The sequence below is a fragment of the Mojavia sp. genome (genome assembly GCF_059505145.1).
The window spans coordinates 141,955-163,051 of record NZ_JCACKA010000135.1 but is presented as its reverse complement, the minus strand read 5'-3'; the positions used below and the strand labels follow the sequence as shown (position 1 = coordinate 163,051).

The following is a 21,097-nucleotide window of genomic DNA, read 5'->3' as shown; positions in this document are numbered from 1 at the left end:
TTCTGCCTTATTTTCAATATAGGTTTAATGATTTGCAACTTTATTATTGAATTCCCAATAATTCATTATTTGCCGCTACTATTTTGTCGTAACAACAATTAACATCCAAAACTAGCACGATTACATCTCAGGTGTGTATAAAAAGATTGACATCTTTCAGTGATTTAAACAATCATCTTAGGAAACCGGATAGTCGCTTTTGAGGAAACCATGCACACAGTAATGCTCGTTCTGTTTGAGGTGCTGATTGTTATTGGACTGTCACGGCTTGTAGGGCTAGCATTTAAGTCAATTAAGCAACCGCTAGTAATTGGTGAAATTGTTGCTGGGATTATGCTTGGCCCTTCTCTATTTGGCTTAATTGCACCATCAGCGGCAGCTATGATATTCCCACCTGAGGCAGTTCCATTCCTGAATATGTTATCTCAGGTGGGACTAATTTTTTTTATGTTTCTGATTGGATTAGAGCTCAATCCCAAGTACCTCAGTGGTCAGTTAGAGATAGCAATTTTAACTTCTCATGTAAGTATTTTGGTGCCGTTTTCCTTAGGAACGCTGCTAGCGGTTTTGCTTTATCCATTGGTTTCCAATGCTAGTGTTTCCTTTACTGCCTTTGCCTTGTTTTTAGGGGCGGCGATGTCAATTACTGCCTTTCCTGTACTAGCACGCATTATTACTGAAAATAACTTGCAAAGCACGCGCTTGGGGACATTGGCGTTAACTTGTGCGGCTGTGGATGATGTGACGGCTTGGTGTCTTTTAGCAGTAGCGATCGCTGTAGCTAGAGAAGGCAGCATTGCTAGTGCTGTACCCACGATTATTACTGGTTTACTTTACATCGGCTTCATGGTGACATTAGGGCGTTGGTTTCTTCAACGCTTGACCACATACTACCAACGCACTGGACGTCTAAGCCAATTCGTTCTGGCCGGAATCTATATGGGAGTTGTCGCTTCAGCCCTGATCACGGAGTTAATTGGCATTCACCTAATTTTTGGAGCTTTTTTACTAGGCGCAGCCATGCCCAAGAACGCAGATTTGGTGAGAGAGTTGGCAGTAAAAACTGAAGACTTTGTACTGATATTTTTGCTACCAGTATTTTTTGCCTTTAGTGGATTGCGGACGCAAATTGGTTTGCTCAACCGTCCGGAATTATGGTTGCTGTGTGCATTAGTTTTAGGGGTGGCGATCGCAGGCAAGTATTTTGGCACTTATGTAGCAGCTCGCGTTAGTGGCATTAATAATCGAGAAGCATCGGCGCTTGGTTGGTTAATGAATACTCGCGGTTTGACCGAGCTAATAGTATTAAATATTGGTTTGGAGTTAGGTGTAATTTCGCCCTTACTCTTTACCATGTTGGTAATTATGGCTTTAGTAACAACATTCATGACCTCGCCACTGCTGGAGTGGACATATCCGAAAAAGCTGATCAGGTTAGATGTCGTGGAATCAAACTTCGCTCAGGAAACAAGCAGGAGCAACACTGCTAGTTACGAGTACCGAATTTTGGTACCAGTAGCTAATCCCAGCACGCAAAAAGGCTTGGTGCAGTTGGCAGTTGCGATCGCACTCAACTACCACCAACCTGCCGTTGTTCATCCCCTCAGCCTGATTGAGTTTGAAGAAGACTATGCTTTTGAGAGTACCCCAGTTGAGGCCAACCGATTAATCGCACAGCGCCGCCAACAACTAGAAGAATTGATTAATACTCTAGAACCACCAGCAACACGCTCTTATGTGCATCCCATCGTTCGATTATCGAGCAATGTTGCACGGGAAACCGCAGAAATTGCCAAAATCGAGCAAACAGATTTAATTATAGTAGGCTGGCATCGCCCAGCTTTTAGTAACAATCGTTTAGGTGGAAGAGTCGGCCAAATTCTGACTACCGCGCCAGTGGATGTAGCAGTTTTCATTGACCGGGGAAGGACGCGATTAGAAAACTTGTTAGTTCCCTACTCTGCAAACATCCATGATGATTTAGCACTGATACTTGCTTTGAGGTTGCTAATCAATCGTGACACTTGTGTGTTACATATTTTACAAGTTGTCTCAGAAAACCAAGCCAAAGATGAATTAAGTTACGAACTGCAAACAATGATGGCGCAATTGCCAATTAGTGTACGCGATCGCATTGAAATTAAGATGATCGAGTCCCCAGAGCCAATCCAAGCTGTAGTTGCAGCTTCAGAGGCTGTTGACCTCACCATTGCCGGTACTAGCCGCGCTTGGGGCATTGAACGTCAAACCTTGGGAAGATATACAGATCAATTAGCTATCCAATGCCGCTCTTCGCTACTCATTACCCGCCGCTATAGTCAAATTACTTCTCATCTTGCCTCAGTGCTTCCTGAGGTTAATACTCAAGAATCAGCAGCTAGGAATTGAAACTATGAATCATTTCAAATTCCAATCCTTAGCCTTTTATGGCATAGCAATAGGTTCAGTTATCGTATTATTTAAAACTGTAACCTTCTATGGAGAAAACAATCTCAAGGCTCCTCATGAAATTAATGGTCGCTACAGTCTCACGTTGGCTGAAAATTTACCGAATTGTGGTAAATCAAATGCTTTGATTCTGAATCTTCAGCAATCAGGTATTTACTTAAATGCTTCTTTATTACCAGCCAAATTTTACAGTGAAAGTTCTACCATTTATGGAGAAAATAATTTCCTCTCAGGTATCCTGAGAAATCAACACTTGAGTTTATCTGGCAAAATTAACAGATTCATCCTTTGTAATATTTCTTATCGCCAAAATGCTTCTGTTGACTTAGCTGAAATTAAAATGCAATCAGTGAATCAAGGAAGTTTTTTAGGTCAATTAACAATAAGCGACAAACCACAAATTATAGAATTTACTGCTACACCACAAAAAGCCCAGGAACAGTCAAAAAAGTTAGATAGCCATTAAAAAATGAGCAACGATGAACAATAGTATAGCCGTAGTTACATAGGTTAAGACAGTGTTAATTGTTCAAAGTCCTGTAGACGCAAAGCAGCTTCCCGCAGGGTAGCAGCTGGGTTGATACTCAGCACTCTGCTATAACTTGTTACTTGCTTCTAGATAAGCACGAAATATTACCTGTTATCCATCACTTACAAACTCTAAACAACTCAATATATTAAGAGATTAAAATAATGAACAAGGGATTAAAGGCTAAAAAATTTTTCCAATTGTGCAAGCAATTATTTGGTATTAGCTTGTTTGGCTTATACGCAGCAATTGCTCTGGAAGTTAGTGGTAGTGCTGCTAAACCAGTAGCGAAGAAAGCACAAGATTCTAATAATGCAAATGTACAAATACAAACTGGCAAGGACACAGTTACCGCACCCTTAGGCAGGCTAGATGATTGGCGCTTTAACCCAAAGACTTTGCAACTAGAATTTACTCTTTCAGTCGGCGCAACTCCCCACCACTTTTATCTTACCCAACCCCCTCGTATCGTTGTAGATTTGCCAAATACCAAGTTGGGCTATGTTCCCACCCAACAAACTTACTCTGGAGCAATTCAAAGAGTTCGTGTTTCCCAACTAAAAGCCGACGTAACTCGTATTGTTTTAGATTTAGCACCAGGGAGTTTTGTTTCTCCAAATCAGGTACAATTGCAACCCAAGTCTAAGCGCAACCCCACTCGCTGGGTGTTACGTACTTTTATTACTGGTTATAATAATTTTTCACAGCAGAGAAACTATTCACAACCACCTAATAGCATACCCCCAAGTCCATATAACAATCTACAACCATCCAATAACTTATCTCCAAGCCCATATAACAATCTACAAGCGCCTAGTAACATACCCTTAAATCTGTATAACAATCCACAAGCGCCTAGTAATTTGTTACCAACTACTACGAATTCACAACAGCCGTTTTTTACTCTGCCACCTCCATCCAACTACTTACCCCCAATAACCAATAACTTACAGCAGCCGTTTGTCTCTGTACCTCCTCTTATTCCTAACAACCCATCTCAACTACCTAGTTCTATTCTTCCTCCACCTAATTTTCCTAATCAACCAAGTAATTTTAATAGTCCTATTGCTAGGCCTGATTTTCCCACCCCAACAGTCCCTAACTACCCATCTAACGCGGATGAGCCTAGAGTGATTGAGTTCGGTCAACCATTGCCCATCAAAAGATAATAGAACAGACTGATAGACAGACTACTAGTAACGGGTAAATTGGCAAAATCTGTTACCCATTACTAAAATCTAGAATCTATCCGTATCTTGAGGTGACGTAACTGCTCCTGGTTGAGACGTGAAGAAGTTTTGAGCAGCCTCATTCTGGTAAATGCACCTGATATCAGGTTTGTCACTGTCTAAGTTACCAGTAAAGCCAAACGTGTTAAGGCGATTCTTGCATTCTCTTACCTGGTCGGATGTCACCAGCTTTCGTTGCTCTAATATTGCCCAGTTATTTTGACGGAGAACACATCCAGGACGCATGTTGGGTTGAGCAACGTAGACATTGAAGGGGTTAAGAGTCACGAACAGTCTAGCGTCCATCACCATAGCGCTGGCTCCATACTGCACGCAAATCTCAGGGTTTGGTGCTCTAGTGTCAATGAATTCACGAGAAGCCACATTAGATGGGGATAATGTGGTTGTAGAGCTAAAAGCAATGCCAATTCCAATTCCCAAAACCAATACCCCCCCCAAAATTGCTATGGTAGTGAAATTAAATATAGGGGATTGAATTCCAGAAGATTTGGAAGTATTAGTCGATCTACCAGTGGATGTACGTCTCATTATCGCTTGATCACCTTCATGCCTCAGATAGCAGGGAGTTGTTTAAACTGCATCTCCCTCTTTAAGTATGCCGAGTATTAACTAGAATTGCCCGCAACTTTTGCTCAATCTTCACTCTAGTAATTTGTCTAGCTGTTTATACATAATTTCAACTTTGTTAGTTATTGCTGCCATTAGTCATATTTTACGAGTATTTTTCTCTTGAAATTAGTGCTGTAGCAATAAACATGACTTTGAAAATCTGATTTTGCCCTTAATTTAGTGCCTATACATTTGAGCCACACTCTACGATAGTGCTCTTTAACTGACTAAGGATACATAGAAAAATGTAAAATTATAATTAAGAAAATTTTAATATTTAACTACAATAACGTGAGATATCAAAGAACACTACTCAGAAGCAAAGGGTTCAAAATTTCGCAATTGCAAATTCTTCTAGCTGATAGTCTCACAATTTTTTGGGGAGAGTGGTTAGATTTACGTGTCAGGTTAGTACAAATTGCGGCATCTGGTTTAGTATCTCCGCTGATATATATTTTAGCTTTTGGCTTGGGTTTAGGTAGTTCAATTAGACCTGGTTCAGGAATTAGTGGTAACTATGATAACTATTTAGAATTTATTTTGCCGGGGATGGTGGCGCTGTCGTCAATGACTATCAGTTTTGCTGGAACAACATTTTCAATTTGTGGAGATAGGCTATTTACGAACACCTTTGAAGAGTTTTTGCTAGTTCCTATACATCCTTTAGCATTGCATATCGGGAAAATGCTTGCAGGAGTAGTGCGAGGATTAATGACTTCCAGTTCTGTAATTTTGGTAGCGTTGCTGTTGACTGGCAACTGGAATTTTCTCCATCCGCTGTTTTTGCTGTTATTAGTCCTAAATTGTACTGTATTTGCTGGCTTGGGAGTGATTGTAGGATTGAGTGTGCGATCGCTTGAATCGGTAGGATTTTACAACAATTTTGTAATTATCCCCATGTCTTTCTTGGGCGCAACATTTTTTGACCCCGGAACATTGCCAGCTGCTCTCAAAGTTGTAGTTTACTTTTTACCACTGACCTATGCCAGCATCGGATTGCGTGCAGCAGCCCATTTGCCATTGTCTCAATTTCCTTGGTACAGCGTGCCAATTTTATTAGTGATGGCGATCGCCCTTTCACTTTGGGGTGGTTATAAATTTGCTCACCAACAAGATTAAACTTTAAATTAGGGGATTTCGCTCGAAATTTGATTTAATCTAACCTGTCGGTTTTTTCAGAACTTCACCTTACTGCTAAGAATATTTCTTGCGCTTCCAGAGCTTATGCTGATCCGATCCGCCACACCAGCCGACGTACCCGCAGTATTACCCATGGTTGCAAAGATTTGTGCTTTGCATGATTCTTGGGACTCTGCCAAATATGGTTTTATTCCCCATCCTGAGCAGCGTTATGAACAATGGTTGACGCGGTTAGCAAATAATGAGCGGAGTGTATTTTTAGTTACTGAAGTTGAAAGAAATCTGGTGGCGTTTGTCGTAGCGACAGTTGAGCGAGAAATCCCAATTTACCGATTACAGGAATTTGCCTTTATTCATGATATTTGGGTCGAGTCAGAATATCGCCAACAAGGAGTAGCTAGACAGATGCTGATCATCGTCATTGAACGTTTTCATCAAATGGGGGTGAAGCAAATACGGCTAGATACTGCATTTGTGAACGAAGCAGCGCGGCGGTTATTTGCATCCTGTGGTTTTCGCATCAGCACCATAGAAATGCTGATGGAATTTAGTCAGTAGTCAGTAGTTATAAAACTAATGACTATTGACTAAGGGCTCAGAACTAAGAACTAACTAGCTAAAAGTGTTTTTTCTAGAGGAGTCCAACGGAAGGCGCGATCGCCACCCCTCTCAATTACTACTTTTACTTTTGGTTCCAAGCTGGGCAAAGTCGCTAAAAACTCAATTTCCTGATTGGAAAGAATATGCCCCTCAATAATCCACACAACCAGCCCCTTCGACTTTGGCGGTAACTGTTCTAAGTTATAGCCGATAATGGGTGGCACATAGTATACAGCTCCTACTGCCGCACCACTACCATTACTTTTTCTACCCAAATGAGGCGGCCTGACTCCATGAACTCCTGTCATATAAGCAGCTACATCGCCCAACCCCTTAGCAGTAATGTGGAGAGTGATGTAGCCAGAAGCACGTAGGCGGCGTCGATACCGTCCTTCATAACCCCCTTCCGGAGGTACATAAACACCAAGAGAGCCAACTTTTTCCAGTTCGCGAATAAAAGCGTTGCCAGTGGTAATTAGTGCCATAGATATTCGTTAGATATTCGTTCTATCCCACTTAGATATCTCTATTATTTACTGTGAAGAGCTAGATTAAGTTAGATAACTAACTTATAAGTTAAATTAGCTTAACGCCACTCCTCCCCTTATTTAGTCAAACACTGCTTTGAAAATTCCTGGACAAATCTAAATAAATCATTTATATTGTTAGATTGTGACCAAACACGCAAATTAGTTTGCCCTCTTATTGGCATTCTGGGCTAGTGTGAGCATCAAGGGCTGATCGCTTGATTCCAAAAGGGATAAGCTAGCTAAGACTCATAAGAGACAAGTACACTAAAAAAGCTTTCAGGTCAACTACTGTGGAGCTTAGAATTGGGAAATCAAAGCCCATACTAAGTTCTAGACTACGTTCACTCCTGTAGCCCTGAAAAAAACAGGCAAAATCTTGAACAATGGTTTAAGGTATTTAGTGAAGTAGCAACTGAGCAGTAATGTTGGTTTGATGGCATTGCATCAGCCTCAGTTAATGGATACTGGGCGGCAAGAAGCTGCTTAAGTCCCACTACAACACGGCAGTCGCACGCCACTTGCTTTAACGGGGAGAACCCCAGCAAGGCAATGGCTCCTTAAGTCAGGAAACCCCTCTAAGGACCTGCCTCCAGAAAGTGCCTAAGCAATCGCTTGGATGAAAGCATTGCTGCACAAAGCGCAAAGCTTTAAAGCCTTGCCTTGATTCCAGAAGTTACTCCTTCCTAACAGGAAGGCGCTTATGGCTGTTCTGGTGAACAAGTGAGTGAAAGTAAACGAATTCACCAAACAGTAAAGACAGGGATTTTTGTATCCCAGAAAAGTTGGATTAGCCGACGCGGCTCTAAATTTCGGAGGCTCGTCCAACCTAGATCGGTAGATAAACAGCCTGTCTTTTAGAGTCCGATGCCAAGGTTAGCAAGTAGATAAGGAGAACCAGTAACTGTGTCTGTAGGTATTCTCGGCACCAAGCTGGGCATGACCCAAATATTTGACGATGCAGGAGTAGCAATTCCTGTCACCGTTATTCAAGCTGGGCCATGCACTGTTACCCAAATAAAAACGAAACAGACCGACGGTTATGCCGCCATTCAAGTTGGTTTTGGCTCAGTCAAACCAAAGGCGCTGAACAAACCATTGTTGGGCCATTTGGCGAAATCATCTGCCCCAGCATTACGTCATTTAAGCGAGTATCACACAGATACTTCGAGTGATTATGCTTTAGGTCAAGAGATTAAAGCAGATATTTTTAGTGCAGGTCAAATTGTAGATGTAACCGGTACAAGTATTGGTCGCGGTTTTGCAGGCAACCAGAAACGTAACAACTTTGGTCGCGGGCCCATGTCACATGGTTCTAAAAACCATAGAGCACCGGGTTCTATTGGTGCTGGTACAACCCCAGGTCGTGTCTATCCAGGTAAGCGGATGGCAGGACGGTTGGGTGGCAAACGCGTGACAATTCGCAAGCTGACTGTAGTGCGAGTAGATGCAGAACGCAACTTAGTACTAATCAAGGGAGCTATTCCTGGTAAACCAGGTGCTCTAGTGAGTATTGTGCCTGCCAATCAAGTGGGATAGTCAAGAGTCATTTGTTAAGGTCATTAGTCATTAGTTTCTGGCTAAGGACAAATGGCTAAGGACAAATGGCAAAAGATCCTTTGAGTACTCTGCGGAACTCCTACTGGGAACGTTAGTTGCTCATAGGGAGCCAGTGCATTCGGTCGTCAGACTTGAAGCACATGGCATAAAAACCCTCAAGACTGCACTGGCTCACAAATGACAAAGGACAAGTGACAAAGATGGTTCAGAGTATAGTTAAAAATTGGCAAGGAGAACAAGTCGGGGAGACGACCTTCGAGTTGCGCATTGCCAAAGAAGAAACAGCGGCTCATATTGTGCATCGGGCTTTGGTAAGACAAATGACCAATGCCCGTCAGGGAACTGCCAGCACAAAAACACGTTCCGAAGTAAGAGGTGGTGGCCGCAAACCTTGGCGGCAAAAAGGTACAGGTCGTGCGCGTGCAGGGTCAATTCGTTCACCTTTGTGGCGTGGTGGCGGTGTAATCTTTGGGCCAAAACCCAGAGATTTTAACCTCAAGTTGAACCGCAAAGAGCGACGTTTAGCACTGCGAACAGCTTTTGTGAGCCGCATTGACGATTTGATCGTAGTAGAAGAATTTAGCGAACAGCTATCCCGCCCCAAAACCAAAGACTTAGTGGCAGCACTAGCTCGTTGGGGAGCTGCACCAGAAAATAAGACACTGTTAATTTTGTCTGAAATTGCGGATAACATTCATTTTTCAGCCCGCAACGTAGAAAATTTAAAGGTAATTGCAGCAGACCAGTTAAATGTTTTTGATTTACTGCACGCTGACAAAATTGTAGTTACAGCATCAGCTCTAGAAAAAATTCAGGAGGTCTACAGTGCCTAAGTTTGACCCCCGCAACCTTCCGGACTTAGTGCGTCGCCCTATTGTCACCGAGAAGGCGACAATTCTGATGGAGCAAAATAAATATACTTTTGAAGTAACTCCAAAGGCAACCAAGCCACAAATCAAAGCCGCAATTGAAGACTTATTTCAGGTCAAGATTGTACAAGTCAATACAGCTATTCCACCGCGCAAAAAAAGGCGCGTAGGTAAATTTATTGGTTACAAGCCCCAATACAAGCGAGCTATTGTTACAGTCGCATCTGGGGATGTAGAGAAGATTAGACAAGTTCTATTCCCAGAGGTCTAAAAAAGATGGGTACTCGTTCTTATCGCCCTTATACCCCCAGTACTCGCCAAGTTACAATCTCTGACTTTGCGGAAATTACCAAAACTGAACCAGAAAAATCGCTAACAGAATACGTCCATCGCCCCAAAGGTCGGAATAATCAGGGGCGGATTACCAGCCGTCGTCGCGGTGGCGGACATAAACAGCTATACCGCATCATCGACTTTAAAAGGGATAAACGTAACATTTCTGCTGAAGTAATAGCAATTGAATACGATCCCAATCGCAATGCGCGGATTGCCCTTGTGTTGTATGAAGATGGCGAAAAGCGGTATATTCTTCAACCCAATAACATGAAAGTTGGGACAAAAATTATTGCTGGGCCAGAATCTCCCATTGAAGATGGCAATGCCTTACCGCTAGCCAATATCCCCTTGGGTACCAGCGTTCACAATGTGGAAATGACTCCTGGTAAAGGTGGTCAAATTGTCCGTTCTGCTGGTGCTACAGCTCAAGTGGTCGCTAAAGAAGGTAATTACGTAACTCTCAAGTTACCTTCAGGGGAAGTCCGCCTGATTCGGCGTGATTGTTACGCCACCATTGGACAAGTAGGCAATACTGACGCCAGAAACCTCAGCGCTGGTAAAGCAGGACGAAATCGTTGGAAGGGTCGCCGTCCCAAAGTCAGGGGTAGCGTCATGAATCCAGTTGACCACCCCCACGGTGGTGGTGAAGGTCGGGCACCCATTGGGAGATCAGGGCCAGTTACACCTTGGGGTAAACCTACTTTAGGTGCGAAGACACGCAAACGCAAGAAAGCCAGTAGCAAATTCATTATACGCCGTCGTCGCAAATCTTCTAAACGCGGTCGTGGTGGTCGTGAGTCCTAATTAGTGCCCAGTTGTGAGTGGTGAGCGTTGAGCAAAATTAAACAACTCAAAACTTACAACTCAAAACTCGAAACTCAAAACTCGAAACTCAAAACTTTCTAATTATGGGTCGTTCTCTAAAAAAAGGTCCTTTCGTTGCCGATCATTTGCTTAGCAAGATCGAAAAGCTAAACGCTAGAAACGAAAAGCAAGTTATTAAAACTTGGTCGAGAGCCTCGACAATTTTGCCCCTAATGGTAGGTCATACCATAGCTGTCCACAACGGACGCCAGCACGTTCCAGTTTTTGTCAGTGAACAAATGGTAGGGCATAAGTTGGGAGAATTTGCCCCTACCCGCACCTACAGGGGTCATGGAAAAAGTGACAAAAAATCAGGCAGGTAAGTGGTTAGTTGTCAGTAGTCAGTAGTAGCAAACAACTGACAACTAACCCTTACGGGTTCGCCAGTTACTCATGGGGAGCCAGTGCGTTGGACGGGTTTCCCGGCTTGAAGCAACTGGCGTGGAAACCCCCAAGACCGTACTGCATCACAACTGACAACTGACAAAATTGGAGAAAATTATGGCTACTGATACTACTGAAGTTAAGGCGATCGCTCGTTTTATACGCATTTCTCCCTATAAAGTCCGTCGTGTACTCGATCAAATTCGGGGGCGATCGTACAGAGAAGCGCTAATCATTCTGGAATTTATGCCCTATCGAGCCTGTGAACCAGTTTTACAGGTTCTCAGAAGCGCCGCTGCCAATGCCGAGCATAACGCTGGTCTAGATCGAACTCAACTAGTAATTACTCAGGCATACGCTGATCAAGGTCCAGTGCTGAAACGGTTCCAACCTAGGGCACAGGGACGAGCTTACCAAATTCGCAAGCCGACGTGTCATATCACTGTGGCTGTTGGTGCTAGCTCCTCAGATGAATAAGCTTAAAACCCGAAAAATTGCGTAAAGTAAGAAATTTTAGAGGAAGCATTTGTGGGACAGAAGATTCATCCAGTTGGTTTTCGCCTGGGTATTACACAAGAGCATCAATCCCGTTGGTTTGCCGTTCCTGAACGCTATCCAGAACTTTTACAAGAAGACCATAAACTCCGTAAATACATAGAACAAAAGCTGGGTAGACTGGCTCAAAACAACGCCGGCATTTCTGAGGTGCGGATTGAGCGTAAAGCAGACCAAATCGACTTAGAGGTACGCACAGCTAGACCAGGTGTAGTAGTAGGTCGTGGTGGACAAGGTATCGAATCATTGCGTACCGGACTTCAATCATTGTTGGGTAGCAATCGTCAAATTCGCATTAACGTAGTTGAAGTGCAACGAGTTGATGCTGATGCCTACTTAATTTCTGAATACATTGCTCAACAATTAGAACGCCGCGTTTCCTTCCGCAGAGTGGTACGGCAAGCGATTCAGCGTGCCCAACGTGCTGGTATTCAAGGCATTAAAATTCAAGTTAGCGGTCGACTCAACGGTGCAGAAATTGCCCGAACAGAGTGGACTCGTGAAGGTAGAGTACCTTTACATACTTTAAGGGCTGATATTGACTACGCTTACTGCACAGCCAAAACGGTTTATGGCATTCTGGGCATTAAAGTGTGGGTATTTAAAGGAGAAATCATCCCGGGACAGGAAGAAACTCCACCCCCACCTGCAACCCGCGAGCGCGAACCTCGTCGTCGTCAACAACAACGCCGTCGCCAACAATTTGAAGACCGCTCAAATGAAGGATAAATGGGAATAGGTCATGGCGCATGGGACACAGGGAATTGTCGTCAATGCCCAATGCCCAATGCCCCTTCGGGTACTCTTCGAGAACCCGCTTCGCGTGTACGCAGTCGCTCATGGGGGAAACCCCCAAGACCGCGCTGTCTCACCAATCCCCAATCCCCAGTAGATAGTACCTAGTACCCAATCATGTTAAGTCCTAGAAGAACTAAATTCCGCAAACAACAGCGCGGACGGATGGAAGGTCTAGCCACCCGTGGCAGTACCCTTAACTTTGGCGATTTTGCCCTCCAAGCTCAAGAACCTGCTTGGATTACCTCGCGTCAAATCGAAGCTTCGCGTCGGGCAATGACCCGTTATATTCGCCGGGGCGGACAAATTTGGATTCGGATTTTTCCTGACAAGCCTGTAACCATGCGTGCCGCTGAAACCCGGATGGGTTCCGGTAAAGGCAACCCAGAGTTTTGGGTAGCTGTAGTCAAGCCTGGGCGAATTTTGTTTGAAATCGCTGGCGTTTCTGAGGAAGTCGCTCGTGAAGCTATGCGCTTGGCTGCATATAAGCTGCCGATTAAAACTAAATTTATTACGCGCCCTCAACCACAGGAGCAGGAGTAGGTTATGCCTCTTCCCAAGATTTCAGAAGCTAGAGAATTAAGTGACGAGAAACTGGCTGAGGAAATTGTTGCTGTTAAAAGACAACTATTCCAGTTGCGCTTGCAAAAAGCTACCAGACAACTAGACAAGCCTCATCAGTTTAAGCACGCCCGACATCGGCTATCCCAATTACTGACGGTAGAGGGGGAACGCAAACGCGCAGCAAGTCAACCGTCTAAAGAAGAAAAGTAGGAGATTATGTCAGTCAAAGAACGAGTTGGCTTGGTAGTGAGCGATAAAATGCAAAAAACGGTGGTAGTCGCCGTTGAAAACCGCGCTCCTCATCCCAAGTACGGCAAGATTGTAGTTCAAACTCGGCGCTATAAAGCTCACGATGAGGACAATCAGTGCAAAGTGGGCGATCGCGTTCGCATTCAGGAAACCAGACCCCTGAGTAAAACTAAGCGCTGGCAAGTCACAGAAATTCTCAACGCCAAAGCTACAACTTAATAGTTGTTATAAAACTAACAACTGAACAAGGGAGACAAATTGTGATTCAACCCCAGACTTACCTGAATGTCGCAGATAATAGTGGTGCCCGAAAACTAATGTGCATTCGCGTATTAGGCGCAGGCAACCGTCGTTATGGTGGCGTAGGTGATAAAATTATTGCCGTTGTTAAAGATGCCCAACCCAACATGGCTGTGAAAAAGTCTGATGTTGTGGAGGCAGTAATTGTCCGCACTCGTAAAAGCATAAATCGAGACAGCGGTATGAGCATTCGTTTTGACGATAACGCCGCAGTGATCATCAACAAAGATGGTAACCCCAGAGGCACACGGGTTTTTGGCCCAGTCGCACGGGAACTGCGCGATAAGAACTTCACCAAAATTGTTTCTCTGGCTCCGGAGGTGCTGTAATGGCAACCAAACAGGGTACGCCCAAAGTATTCCACAAAATGCACGTCAAAACTGGTGACACCGTGCAAGTAATTGCTGGCAAAGACAAAGGTAAAGTTGGTGAAGTGATCCAAGCACTTCCACAGCTAAGTAAAGTCATTGTCAAAGGTGTAAATATTAAAACTAAACACGTCAAGCCTCAGCAAGAAGGAGAATCGGGAAGAATAGTCACCCAAGAGTTCCCAATTCATAGCTCCAACGTGATGCTCTATTCCACTAAGCAAAACGTTGCTAGTCGTGTATGCTACACCTTCACCGCAGAAGGTAAAAAAGTACGGAAGCTCAAGAAAACCGGCGAAATTTTGGATAAATAGGGATGAAGGATAAAGTATAAAAGCTGAAGGATAAAAATTTAAAAGTAATAATAATGACTTCAGACTTGATGCTTTTTTGGTTCCCTGACCAAGCCCAGGGATAAACAGAACGAAAAACTATGGCGACACCAAGACTCAAAAACTTATACCTGGAGACAATTGTCCCCAAGCTGACCAATCAGTTTCAATATACCAACGTTCATCAAGTACCGAAGTTGGTTAAGGTTACTGTTAACCGAGGTTTGGGGGAAGCGGCTCAAAACGCTAAGGCACTGGAAGCTTCCTTAAACGAAATTGCCTTGATCACTGGTCAAAAGCCAGTAGTAACAAGGGCAAAAAAGGCGATCGCTGGCTTCAAAATTCGTCAAGGTATGCCTGTTGGTATCATGGTGACCCTGAGAGGCGAACGGATGTATGCCTTTCTCGACCGACTCGTTAGCCTGACACTACCCAGAATCCGAGATTTTCGCGGCATTAGTCCCAAAAGCTTTGACGGTCGCGGTAACTACACCTTGGGTGTCAGAGAACAGCTAATTTTTCCAGAAGTCGAGTACGACAGCATCGATCAAGTCCGTGGTCTAGATATTTCCATCATTACCACAGCGAAAAACGACGAAGAGGGCCGCGCCTTACTTAAAGAATTAGGAATGCCTTTTCGTGATCAATAAGTTCATCTAAAGAGGGAACGATGGCGGCTAACGACACAATTGCAGATATGCTGACGCGCATCCGCAATGCCAATTTGGCAAGGCATCAAACTACACAAGTGCCAGCCACAAAACTCACCCGTAGTATTGCTAAAGTGCTACGCGATGAAGGTTTTATTTCTGAGTTTGAAGAAGCAGAAGAGGGAGTAAAGCGCAATCTGGTGATTTCCTTGAAATACAAGGGTAAAAATCGTCAGCCGCTCATTACCGCCTTAAAGCGAGTGAGTAAGCCAGGTTTGCGCGTTTACTCCAATAGAAAAGAATTACCTAGAGTACTGGGCGGCATTGGCATTGCCATTATTTCTACATCCAGTGGCATCATGACTGACCGCGAAGCGCGGCGTCAGAACTTGGGTGGTGAAGTGCTGTGCTACGTCTGGTAGTCATTAGTCATTAGTCATTTGTCTTCTTAATAGACAAAGGACAAATAACAAAAGGCAAAAAGTCATGTCTCGTATTGGTAAACGTCCAATTACTATTCCCGCCAAAGTCCAAGTGGCGATTGACGGCGCAAAAGTTGTAATCAAAGGCCCCAAGGGAGAACTTTCTCGCGATCTCCCTGCCCATGTCACAGTTTCCCAAGAAGGGGAAACATTACTGGTGAACCGTCGGGATGATTCCCGTACCTCTAGGCAAATGCACGGTTTAAGCCGTACTTTGGTTGCCAACATGGTCGAGGGAGTTTCCCAAGGTTTCCAGCGTCGTCTGGAAATTCAAGGTGTCGGTTACCGGGCACAAGTCCAAGGCCGTAACCTAGTCCTCAACATGGGTTACAGCCATCAAGTACAAATTGTTCCACCAGATGGAATTCAGTTTGCAGTGGAAGGCACTACTAATGTCATAGTCAGTGGCTATGACAAAGAAATAGTAGGTAACACAGCAGCAAAAATTCGTGCCGTTCGTCCACCTGAACCTTATAAAGGTAAAGGCATTCGCTATGCCGGTGAAGTGGTCAGACGCAAAGCTGGTAAGACTGGTAAGAGTGGTAAGAAGTAAAAATGAAACTTACTCGTAGAGAATCAAAAGTGCGTCGTCATCGACGTATCCGTGGTAAAGTTCAAGGTTCTCCAGAACGCCCACGTCTAGCCGTATTTCGCTCTAATGAGCATATCTATGCTCAGGTAATTGATGATACTCAACATCATACTTTAGTGGCAGCCTCAACTGTAGAACCTGATTTGAAATCTAGTTTAAATACAGGCTCTAACCGCGAAGCATCGGTGCAAGTTGGCAAATTGATAGCAGCGCGATCGCTAGAAAAAGGCATCACCAAAGTAGTGTTTGATCGCGGTGGCAACCTCTATCATGGTCGCATCAAAGCACTAGCTGATGCAGCACGTGAGGCTGGTTTAGATTTCTAAAGTCATTAGTCATTAGTCATTGGTCATTAGTCATTTAACGAATGACATAAGACAAATGGCAAAAGACAAATGACAACTGACAACTGACGTTGAGAGAGCATGATTATGGCAACTGGTCGTCGTAAAGCAAACCGCGCAAAGAAAGAAGAAACCAACTGGCAAGAGCGGGTAATTCAGATCCGACGTGTAAGTAAGGTCGTTAAAGGAGGTAAAAAACTCAGCTTCCGAGCGATCGTTGTCGTTGGTAACGAACGAGGTCAAGTCGGTGTAGGAGTAGGCAAAGCCTCAGATGTAATTGGTGCCGTTAAAAAAGGCGTAGCCGACGGTAAAAAACATCTGATTGACATCCCAATCACCAAATCTAACTCTATCCCCCACCCCATTGATGGTACAGGTGGTGGAGCCAAGGTAATGATGCGACCAGCCGCACCAGGTACTGGAGTAATTGCTGGTGGAGCCGTCCGGACTGTGCTGGAGTTGGCCGGAGTTCGCAACATCTTAGCCAAGCAGCTCGGCTCCAATAATCCACTTAATAACGCTAGAGCCGCAGTTAACGCCCTATCTACACTGCGTACCTTTGCTGAAGTTGCGGAAGATCGGGGTATTCCTATTGAAAATCTCTACATCTAGTAGAGCCGCCCCTGTAGAGTATTAGTGTAAAAAATTACTATTTACATCATGAGACTCAACGATGCCAAGCCCCAAAAAGGCTCAAAAAAACGCCGTCGCCGTGTAGGTAGAGGTATTTCTGCTGGTCAAGGTGCAAGTGCTGGTCTAGGTATGCGGGGTCAAAACTCTCGCTCTGGTGGCGGTACTCGACCGGGCTTTGAAGGCGGTCAACAGCCATTGTACCGCCGCCTACCTAAGTTAAAAGGCTTTCCGATAGTGAATCGGAAAATTTACACTACGATAAATGTAGATAAGCTAGCCTCCCTCCCTGCTAATACAGAAGTAACTTTAGATTCCTTAAAAGCGGCAGGGATCATTACTTCTATTAAGGGCCCATTGAAAATTTTGGGTAATGGGGAATTGAGCGTTCCGCTCAAGGTACAAGCGGCGGCTTTCACAGGTCAAGCTCGTAGCAAAATTGAGGCAGCTGGAGGAAGTTGTGAAGTCCCAGAGTGAAGCCCAATAGGGCACTTCAATGCTAACCAACTCGCTTCCAGAGCCTGGTTCACGATAAAGGTAGCACTCTATGATCAGTCGAGACAAATCCCCAACGGCTCAAGAAACTTTTATGCAGATGGCACAAGCAGCTGGGCTAAGAGGTAGGCTGCTTGTCACTGTCGGTATTTTAATTTTGGTTCGCCTGGGCATCTTTCTGCCTGTACCAGGTATTGATAGAGCTCGGTTTGGCGAAGCAATATCGAGCAACAATTCCATATTTGGTTTATTGGATATATTTTCTGGGCGGGGACTTTCGACTTTGGGAGTCTTTGCCTTGGGTATTTTACCCTTCATTAATGCGTCCATTATTATCCAATTGCTCACTGCTGCTCTACCATCTTTAGAAAATTTACAGAAAAATGAAGGCGAAGCGGGTCGGCGCAAAATTTCGCAGATTACGCGTTACGTCTCTTTAGGGTGGGCAATTATTCAAAGTGTGGCTTTTTCTGCCTTATTCCTACAGCAATTTGCCTTAAACCCAGGCCCAGTATTCGTAGCCGAAACCGCGATCGCTCTGACTGCTGGTTCAATGTTCGTGATGTGGGCATCAGAACTAATCACAGAACGCGGTATAGGGAATGGCGCATCATTGTTGATTTTTGTCAACATTGTAGCATCACTACCAAAATCATTGGGTGACACTATCGACTTGGTGCAAGTTGGTGGTAGAGAAATCGTGGGTCGCGTAATTGTTCTGTTAGTAGTATTCCTGGCAACAATTGTTGGTATTGTGTTTGTTCAGGAAGGAATTCGTCGCATCCCAATTATTTCAGCACGTCGTCAAGTAGGGCGGCGAGTTTTAGCTGAACAACGTAGCTACCTACCACTGCGGCTGAATTCCGGTGGTGTTATGCCAATTATTTTTGCAGCTGCGATTTTGAGTTTGCCACTGCTGATTGCTAATTTCACCAAAAATCCGGACTTAGCAAATATCGTTAACACTTATCTCAGCCCTGGTGGATCTCAGGCTTGGGCATATGCCTTGGTCTATTTAGTTTCTATCATTTTCTTCAGCTATTTCTATTCTTCGTTGATTGTCAACCCAGTAGATGTAGCGCAGAACTTGAAGAAGATGGGTTCTAGTATTCCAGGAATTCGTCCAGGTAGGGCAACGAGTGAGTATATTGAGCGGGTAATCAATCGACTAACTTTTTTAGGTGCGATATTTTTGGGCATCGTTGCTATTATACCCACCGCTGTCGAAAGTGCTTTAGGAGTACCAACTTTTAAAGGACTGGGCGCTACATCTTTATTAATTCTAGTTGGTGTGGCGATTGATACAGCTAAGCAAGTTCAAACCTACGTTATATCTCAGCGATATGAAGGAATGGTGAAACAATAGTGACGCGATTAATCTTCTTGGGACCACCTGGGGCTGGAAAAGGAACTCAAGCTCACACCTTGGCTGAACACTTGCATATTCCCCATATTTCTACCGGTGATATATTACGGCAAGCCATGAAAGAGCAAACCCCTTTAGGGATAAAAGCTCAAAGCTATGTTGATAGCGGTGAGTTAGTTCCCGACCAGCTAGTACAGGAATTGGTACAGGAACGCTTAGGGCAACCGGATGCCAAATCTGGTTGGATTCTAGATGGCTTTCCCCGCAAAGTAACGCAAGCGGTGTTTTTGGAAGAGTTGCTGGAAACAATACATCAGAGTGGAGAAAGGGTAGTTAACCTGGATGCGCCAGATGATGTTGTGGTAGCACGTTTACTAGCACGAGGTAGAAAAGATGACAGCGAAGAAGTGATTCGTCGTCGTCTAGAAGTTTATCGTTCTGAAACTGAACCCTTAATTGATTATTACCGCGATCGCCAAAAACTCCTCACGGTCAATGGTAACCAGTCCCAAGAAGAAGTCACGACTGAACTTCAAAAGGTAATAGCTTTTTAATCACAGCCGAGGAGGGGTAGAAGGGAGGAATCGACAATTTAAAATTCATAATTTCTCCCATAGCCTCACTTTCAGCCATGCCCTACCTCACTGTTGGCTCTGGAGATAAGGCATATGGCATTTTTAGCTAAGATATATTAATAAACTGTTGATATATTTCGTAAATTGTGTTCTTGTGCAGGTGAAGCTACGGCAAAAGAACAGGAGATTGTTGAGTTGAGGAAAACACAAATTGTCTAAGCAAGATTTGATTGAAATGGAAGGCACGGTCACCGAGTCATTGCCCAATGCGATGTTTCGCGTTGACTTGGATAATGGCTTTAATGTCCTGGCACACATTTCTGGCAAAATCCGCCGCAATTACATCAAGATTTTACCTGGCGATCGCGTCAAAGTGGAGTTAACTCCCTACGACTTGACAAAGGGTAGAATTACCTATCGACTGCGAAAGAAGTAAGTTTATGTAGAGAATATTACCATAAAATTACCCTTTTGGGTGTTGCTTAGTCATTTAACTGACTAAATTACCTAAAAATGCTATAATTCACTATTTGGAGTTAATTAAAAAAGGCATGAAAGTCAGAGCCTCAGTCAAAAAGATTTGTGAAAAGTGTAACGTGATCAAACGCCGTGGTCGCGTCATGGTGATTTGTGTTAACCCCAAGCATAAGCAACGTCAAGGATAGCACTTCAAACCACAAACAGAGTGAAGTGCTACACAAAAGCACCATCAACAGCTAAAGATGCGATTAATCGCGTTTTTCTAACAGCAATTGTCAGAACGAAAGGGAGAGATTCATTGTGGCACGTATTGCCGGAGTAGACCTTCCACGCGATAAGCGTGTTGAGATTGGTCTAACCTACATCTACGGAATTGGTTTATCCAGATCGCAAGAAATTTTAGCGGCTACAGGTGTAAACCCAGACACCCGCGTTAAAGAACTCAGTGATGCCGATGTTGCAGCCCTGCGAGGAGAAGTAGAAAGCAACTATCAAGTCGAAGGGGACTTGCGGCGCTGGGAAGCGATGAACATTAAGCGCTTAGTTGACATTGGTACTTACAGGGGGCGGCGTCATCGCATGGGCTTACCGGTAAGAGGACAAAGAACTCGCACTAATGCCAGAACCCGTCGTGGGAGAAGGCAGACAGTGGCTGGTAAGAAGAAAGCACCAGGCAAATAAGATTTCAACGCTTGCTCAACAGAGCAAAGTTTACCCTAAATTCACTACACAACTATGGCGCGACAACCAACTAAAAAAACTGGAAGCAAAAAGCAGAAACGCAACGTACCCAACGGCATGGCTTACATCCAGTCTACTTTCAACAATAGCATTGTCACCATTACCGATCAAAACGGAGATGTCATCTCCTGGGCAAGTGCTGGTTCTAGCGGTTTTAAAGGGGCAAAAAAGGGAACTCCCTTTGCAGCACAAACCGCAGCTGAAAGTGCTGCTCGTCGAGCCATCGATCAAGGAATGCGCCAAATTGAAGTAATGGTCAGTGGCCCTGGTGCAGGTAGAGAAACCGCTATCCGAGCACTTCAAGGAGCAGGGCTGGAAATTACACTCATTCGGGATATTACCCCGATTCCTCACAATGGTTGCCGCCCGCCTAAGCGCCGCCGAGTTTAGAACCGATTCTTTGGCGCAATGAAGGCAAAAAGTTGGAGCATAGGAAAGCCACCTGTAATAGCCGCTTGGACGT

At 44.3% G+C, this 21,097-nt stretch carries 32 protein-coding genes; 30 read left to right on the top strand and 2 right to left on the bottom strand.

What is annotated here, in order from left to right; genetic code table 11:
* The first annotated feature begins 210 nt into the window (after positions 1–210).
* From AC5JL8_RS36405 to AC5JL8_RS36395, 3 genes are all read left to right on the top strand, one after another.
* A complete protein-coding gene (locus AC5JL8_RS36405) occupies positions 211–2,388 on the top strand; it encodes a cation:proton antiporter (RefSeq protein WP_495884549.1) in 2,178 nt (725 codons plus the stop codon).
* Between the two features lie 4 nt (positions 2,389–2,392).
* The gene (locus AC5JL8_RS36400; RefSeq protein ID WP_495884548.1) at positions 2,393–2,914 is read left to right on the top strand and encodes a hypothetical protein; all 522 of its coding nucleotides are present in this window, start codon (positions 2,393–2,395) and stop codon (positions 2,912–2,914) included.
* 227 nt (positions 2,915–3,141) lie between these two features.
* Positions 3,142–4,146 carry an AMIN domain-containing protein gene (locus AC5JL8_RS36395; RefSeq protein WP_495884547.1) on the top strand — a complete coding sequence of 335 codons (1,005 nt, stop codon included), beginning with the start codon at positions 3,142–3,144 and terminating at the stop codon, positions 4,144–4,146.
* A 69-nt stretch (positions 4,147–4,215) separates the two neighbouring features.
* Here the strand turns inward: AC5JL8_RS36395 and AC5JL8_RS36390 are convergent, their stop codons facing one another.
* Positions 4,216–4,755, bottom strand: coding sequence for a DUF3172 domain-containing protein (locus AC5JL8_RS36390; RefSeq protein ID WP_495884546.1), 540 nt, complete (start codon positions 4,753–4,755; stop codon positions 4,216–4,218).
* A 372-nt stretch (positions 4,756–5,127) separates the two neighbouring features.
* On the opposite strand from AC5JL8_RS36390, the gene AC5JL8_RS36385 reads away from it, so the two are divergent.
* Together AC5JL8_RS36385 and AC5JL8_RS36380 are read left to right on the top strand one after the other, a co-directional pair.
* Positions 5,128–5,955, top strand: coding sequence for an ABC transporter permease (locus AC5JL8_RS36385; RefSeq protein ID WP_495884545.1), 828 nt, complete (start codon positions 5,128–5,130; stop codon positions 5,953–5,955).
* Positions 5,956–6,060: 105 nt separating this feature from the next.
* The gene (locus tag AC5JL8_RS36380; RefSeq protein ID WP_495884544.1) at positions 6,061–6,534 is read left to right on the top strand and encodes a GNAT family N-acetyltransferase; all 474 of its coding nucleotides are present in this window, start codon (positions 6,061–6,063) and stop codon (positions 6,532–6,534) included.
* Between the two features lie 50 nt (positions 6,535–6,584).
* On the opposite strand, the gene AC5JL8_RS36375 is transcribed toward AC5JL8_RS36380, so the two are convergent.
* Complete coding sequence (locus AC5JL8_RS36375) at positions 6,585–7,061, bottom strand: NAD(P)H-quinone oxidoreductase subunit N (protein WP_495884543.1); 477 nt, start codon at positions 7,059–7,061, stop codon at positions 6,585–6,587.
* A gap of 948 nt (positions 7,062–8,009) precedes the next feature.
* Between AC5JL8_RS36375 and rplC the strand changes: the two genes are divergently transcribed.
* The 25 genes from rplC (at position 8,010) to rpsK (ending at position 21,024) form a co-directional block, all read left to right on the top strand.
* Complete coding sequence (gene rplC / locus AC5JL8_RS36370) at positions 8,010–8,642, top strand: 50S ribosomal protein L3 (RefSeq protein ID WP_495884542.1); 633 nt, start codon at positions 8,010–8,012, stop codon at positions 8,640–8,642.
* 221 nt (positions 8,643–8,863) lie between these two features.
* On the top strand, positions 8,864–9,496 hold the full coding sequence (rplD, locus tag AC5JL8_RS36365; RefSeq protein ID WP_495884541.1) for a 50S ribosomal protein L4: 633 nt from the start codon (positions 8,864–8,866) through the stop codon (positions 9,494–9,496).
* Complete coding sequence (locus AC5JL8_RS36360; protein ID WP_495884540.1) at positions 9,489–9,803, top strand: 50S ribosomal protein L23; 315 nt, start codon at positions 9,489–9,491, stop codon at positions 9,801–9,803. Before rplD ends, AC5JL8_RS36360 begins: the two co-directional genes overlap by 8 nt.
* A 5-nt stretch (positions 9,804–9,808) precedes the next feature.
* A complete protein-coding gene (gene rplB, locus AC5JL8_RS36355; RefSeq protein WP_495884539.1) occupies positions 9,809–10,672 on the top strand; it encodes a 50S ribosomal protein L2 in 864 nt (287 codons plus the stop codon).
* A gap of 104 nt (positions 10,673–10,776) precedes the next feature.
* Positions 10,777–11,055, top strand: a complete 279-nt coding sequence (rpsS, locus tag AC5JL8_RS36350; RefSeq protein WP_495884538.1) for a 30S ribosomal protein S19 — start codon at positions 10,777–10,779, stop codon at positions 11,053–11,055.
* Between the two features lie 178 nt (positions 11,056–11,233).
* Positions 11,234–11,593 (top strand): 50S ribosomal protein L22, encoded by a 360-nt coding sequence (gene rplV / locus AC5JL8_RS36345; RefSeq protein ID WP_495884537.1) that lies wholly within the window; start codon positions 11,234–11,236, stop codon positions 11,591–11,593.
* A gap of 51 nt (positions 11,594–11,644) precedes the next feature.
* A complete protein-coding gene (gene rpsC, locus AC5JL8_RS36340; RefSeq protein ID WP_495884536.1) occupies positions 11,645–12,400 on the top strand; it encodes a 30S ribosomal protein S3 in 756 nt (251 codons plus the stop codon).
* Positions 12,401–12,413: 13 nt separating this feature from the next.
* Entirely contained in the window at positions 12,414–12,563 is a 150-nt protein-coding gene (locus AC5JL8_RS36335; RefSeq protein WP_495884535.1) for a hypothetical protein, read from the top strand.
* A gap of 20 nt (positions 12,564–12,583) precedes the next feature.
* Entirely contained in the window at positions 12,584–13,009 is a 426-nt protein-coding gene (gene rplP, locus AC5JL8_RS36330; protein ID WP_495884534.1) for a 50S ribosomal protein L16, read from the top strand.
* A gap of 3 nt (positions 13,010–13,012) precedes the next feature.
* On the top strand, positions 13,013–13,240 hold the full coding sequence (rpmC, locus tag AC5JL8_RS36325; RefSeq protein WP_495884533.1) for a 50S ribosomal protein L29: 228 nt from the start codon (positions 13,013–13,015) through the stop codon (positions 13,238–13,240).
* Positions 13,241–13,246: 6 nt separating this feature from the next.
* Positions 13,247–13,498, top strand: coding sequence for a 30S ribosomal protein S17 (gene rpsQ / locus AC5JL8_RS36320; RefSeq protein WP_495884532.1), 252 nt, complete (start codon positions 13,247–13,249; stop codon positions 13,496–13,498).
* Positions 13,499–13,539: 41 nt separating this feature from the next.
* Positions 13,540–13,908 carry a 50S ribosomal protein L14 gene (rplN, locus tag AC5JL8_RS36315; RefSeq protein WP_015129713.1) on the top strand — a complete coding sequence of 123 codons (369 nt, stop codon included), beginning with the start codon at positions 13,540–13,542 and terminating at the stop codon, positions 13,906–13,908.
* The gene (gene rplX / locus AC5JL8_RS36310) at positions 13,908–14,261 is read left to right on the top strand and encodes a 50S ribosomal protein L24 (RefSeq protein ID WP_495884531.1); all 354 of its coding nucleotides are present in this window, start codon (positions 13,908–13,910) and stop codon (positions 14,259–14,261) included. Before rplN ends, rplX begins: the two co-directional genes overlap by 1 nt.
* A 119-nt stretch (positions 14,262–14,380) precedes the next feature.
* Positions 14,381–14,929 (top strand): 50S ribosomal protein L5, encoded by a 549-nt coding sequence (gene rplE, locus AC5JL8_RS36305; protein WP_495884530.1) that lies wholly within the window; start codon positions 14,381–14,383, stop codon positions 14,927–14,929.
* A gap of 20 nt (positions 14,930–14,949) precedes the next feature.
* Positions 14,950–15,351 carry a 30S ribosomal protein S8 gene (gene rpsH, locus AC5JL8_RS36300; RefSeq protein ID WP_495884529.1) on the top strand — a complete coding sequence of 134 codons (402 nt, stop codon included), beginning with the start codon at positions 14,950–14,952 and terminating at the stop codon, positions 15,349–15,351.
* 64 nt (positions 15,352–15,415) lie between these two features.
* A complete protein-coding gene (gene rplF, locus AC5JL8_RS36295; protein ID WP_495884528.1) occupies positions 15,416–15,964 on the top strand; it encodes a 50S ribosomal protein L6 in 549 nt (182 codons plus the stop codon).
* Positions 15,965–15,966: 2 nt separating this feature from the next.
* The gene (rplR, locus tag AC5JL8_RS36290) at positions 15,967–16,329 is read left to right on the top strand and encodes a 50S ribosomal protein L18 (RefSeq protein ID WP_495884527.1); all 363 of its coding nucleotides are present in this window, start codon (positions 15,967–15,969) and stop codon (positions 16,327–16,329) included.
* A gap of 105 nt (positions 16,330–16,434) precedes the next feature.
* Positions 16,435–16,959 (top strand): 30S ribosomal protein S5, encoded by a 525-nt coding sequence (rpsE, locus tag AC5JL8_RS36285; RefSeq protein ID WP_495884526.1) that lies wholly within the window; start codon positions 16,435–16,437, stop codon positions 16,957–16,959.
* A 48-nt stretch (positions 16,960–17,007) separates the two neighbouring features.
* On the top strand, positions 17,008–17,454 hold the full coding sequence (gene rplO / locus AC5JL8_RS36280; RefSeq protein ID WP_495884525.1) for a 50S ribosomal protein L15: 447 nt from the start codon (positions 17,008–17,010) through the stop codon (positions 17,452–17,454).
* 70 nt (positions 17,455–17,524) lie between these two features.
* Positions 17,525–18,838 (top strand): preprotein translocase subunit SecY, encoded by a 1,314-nt coding sequence (secY, locus tag AC5JL8_RS36275; RefSeq protein ID WP_495884524.1) that lies wholly within the window; start codon positions 17,525–17,527, stop codon positions 18,836–18,838.
* Complete coding sequence (locus tag AC5JL8_RS36270) at positions 18,838–19,392, top strand: adenylate kinase (protein ID WP_495884523.1); 555 nt, start codon at positions 18,838–18,840, stop codon at positions 19,390–19,392. Before secY ends, AC5JL8_RS36270 begins: the two co-directional genes overlap by 1 nt.
* Positions 19,393–19,624: 232 nt before the next feature.
* Positions 19,625–19,849, top strand: a complete 225-nt coding sequence (gene infA / locus AC5JL8_RS36265; RefSeq protein WP_006276978.1) for a translation initiation factor IF-1 — start codon at positions 19,625–19,627, stop codon at positions 19,847–19,849.
* 115 nt (positions 19,850–19,964) lie between these two features.
* The gene (gene rpmJ, locus AC5JL8_RS36260) at positions 19,965–20,078 is read left to right on the top strand and encodes a 50S ribosomal protein L36 (protein ID WP_015129703.1); all 114 of its coding nucleotides are present in this window, start codon (positions 19,965–19,967) and stop codon (positions 20,076–20,078) included.
* 115 nt (positions 20,079–20,193) lie between these two features.
* On the top strand, positions 20,194–20,574 hold the full coding sequence (gene rpsM, locus AC5JL8_RS36255) for a 30S ribosomal protein S13 (RefSeq protein WP_495884522.1): 381 nt from the start codon (positions 20,194–20,196) through the stop codon (positions 20,572–20,574).
* A 54-nt stretch (positions 20,575–20,628) separates the two neighbouring features.
* Positions 20,629–21,024 carry a 30S ribosomal protein S11 gene (gene rpsK / locus AC5JL8_RS36250; RefSeq protein ID WP_096558115.1) on the top strand — a complete coding sequence of 132 codons (396 nt, stop codon included), beginning with the start codon at positions 20,629–20,631 and terminating at the stop codon, positions 21,022–21,024.
* The last annotated feature ends 73 nt before the right edge of the window (positions 21,025–21,097 follow it).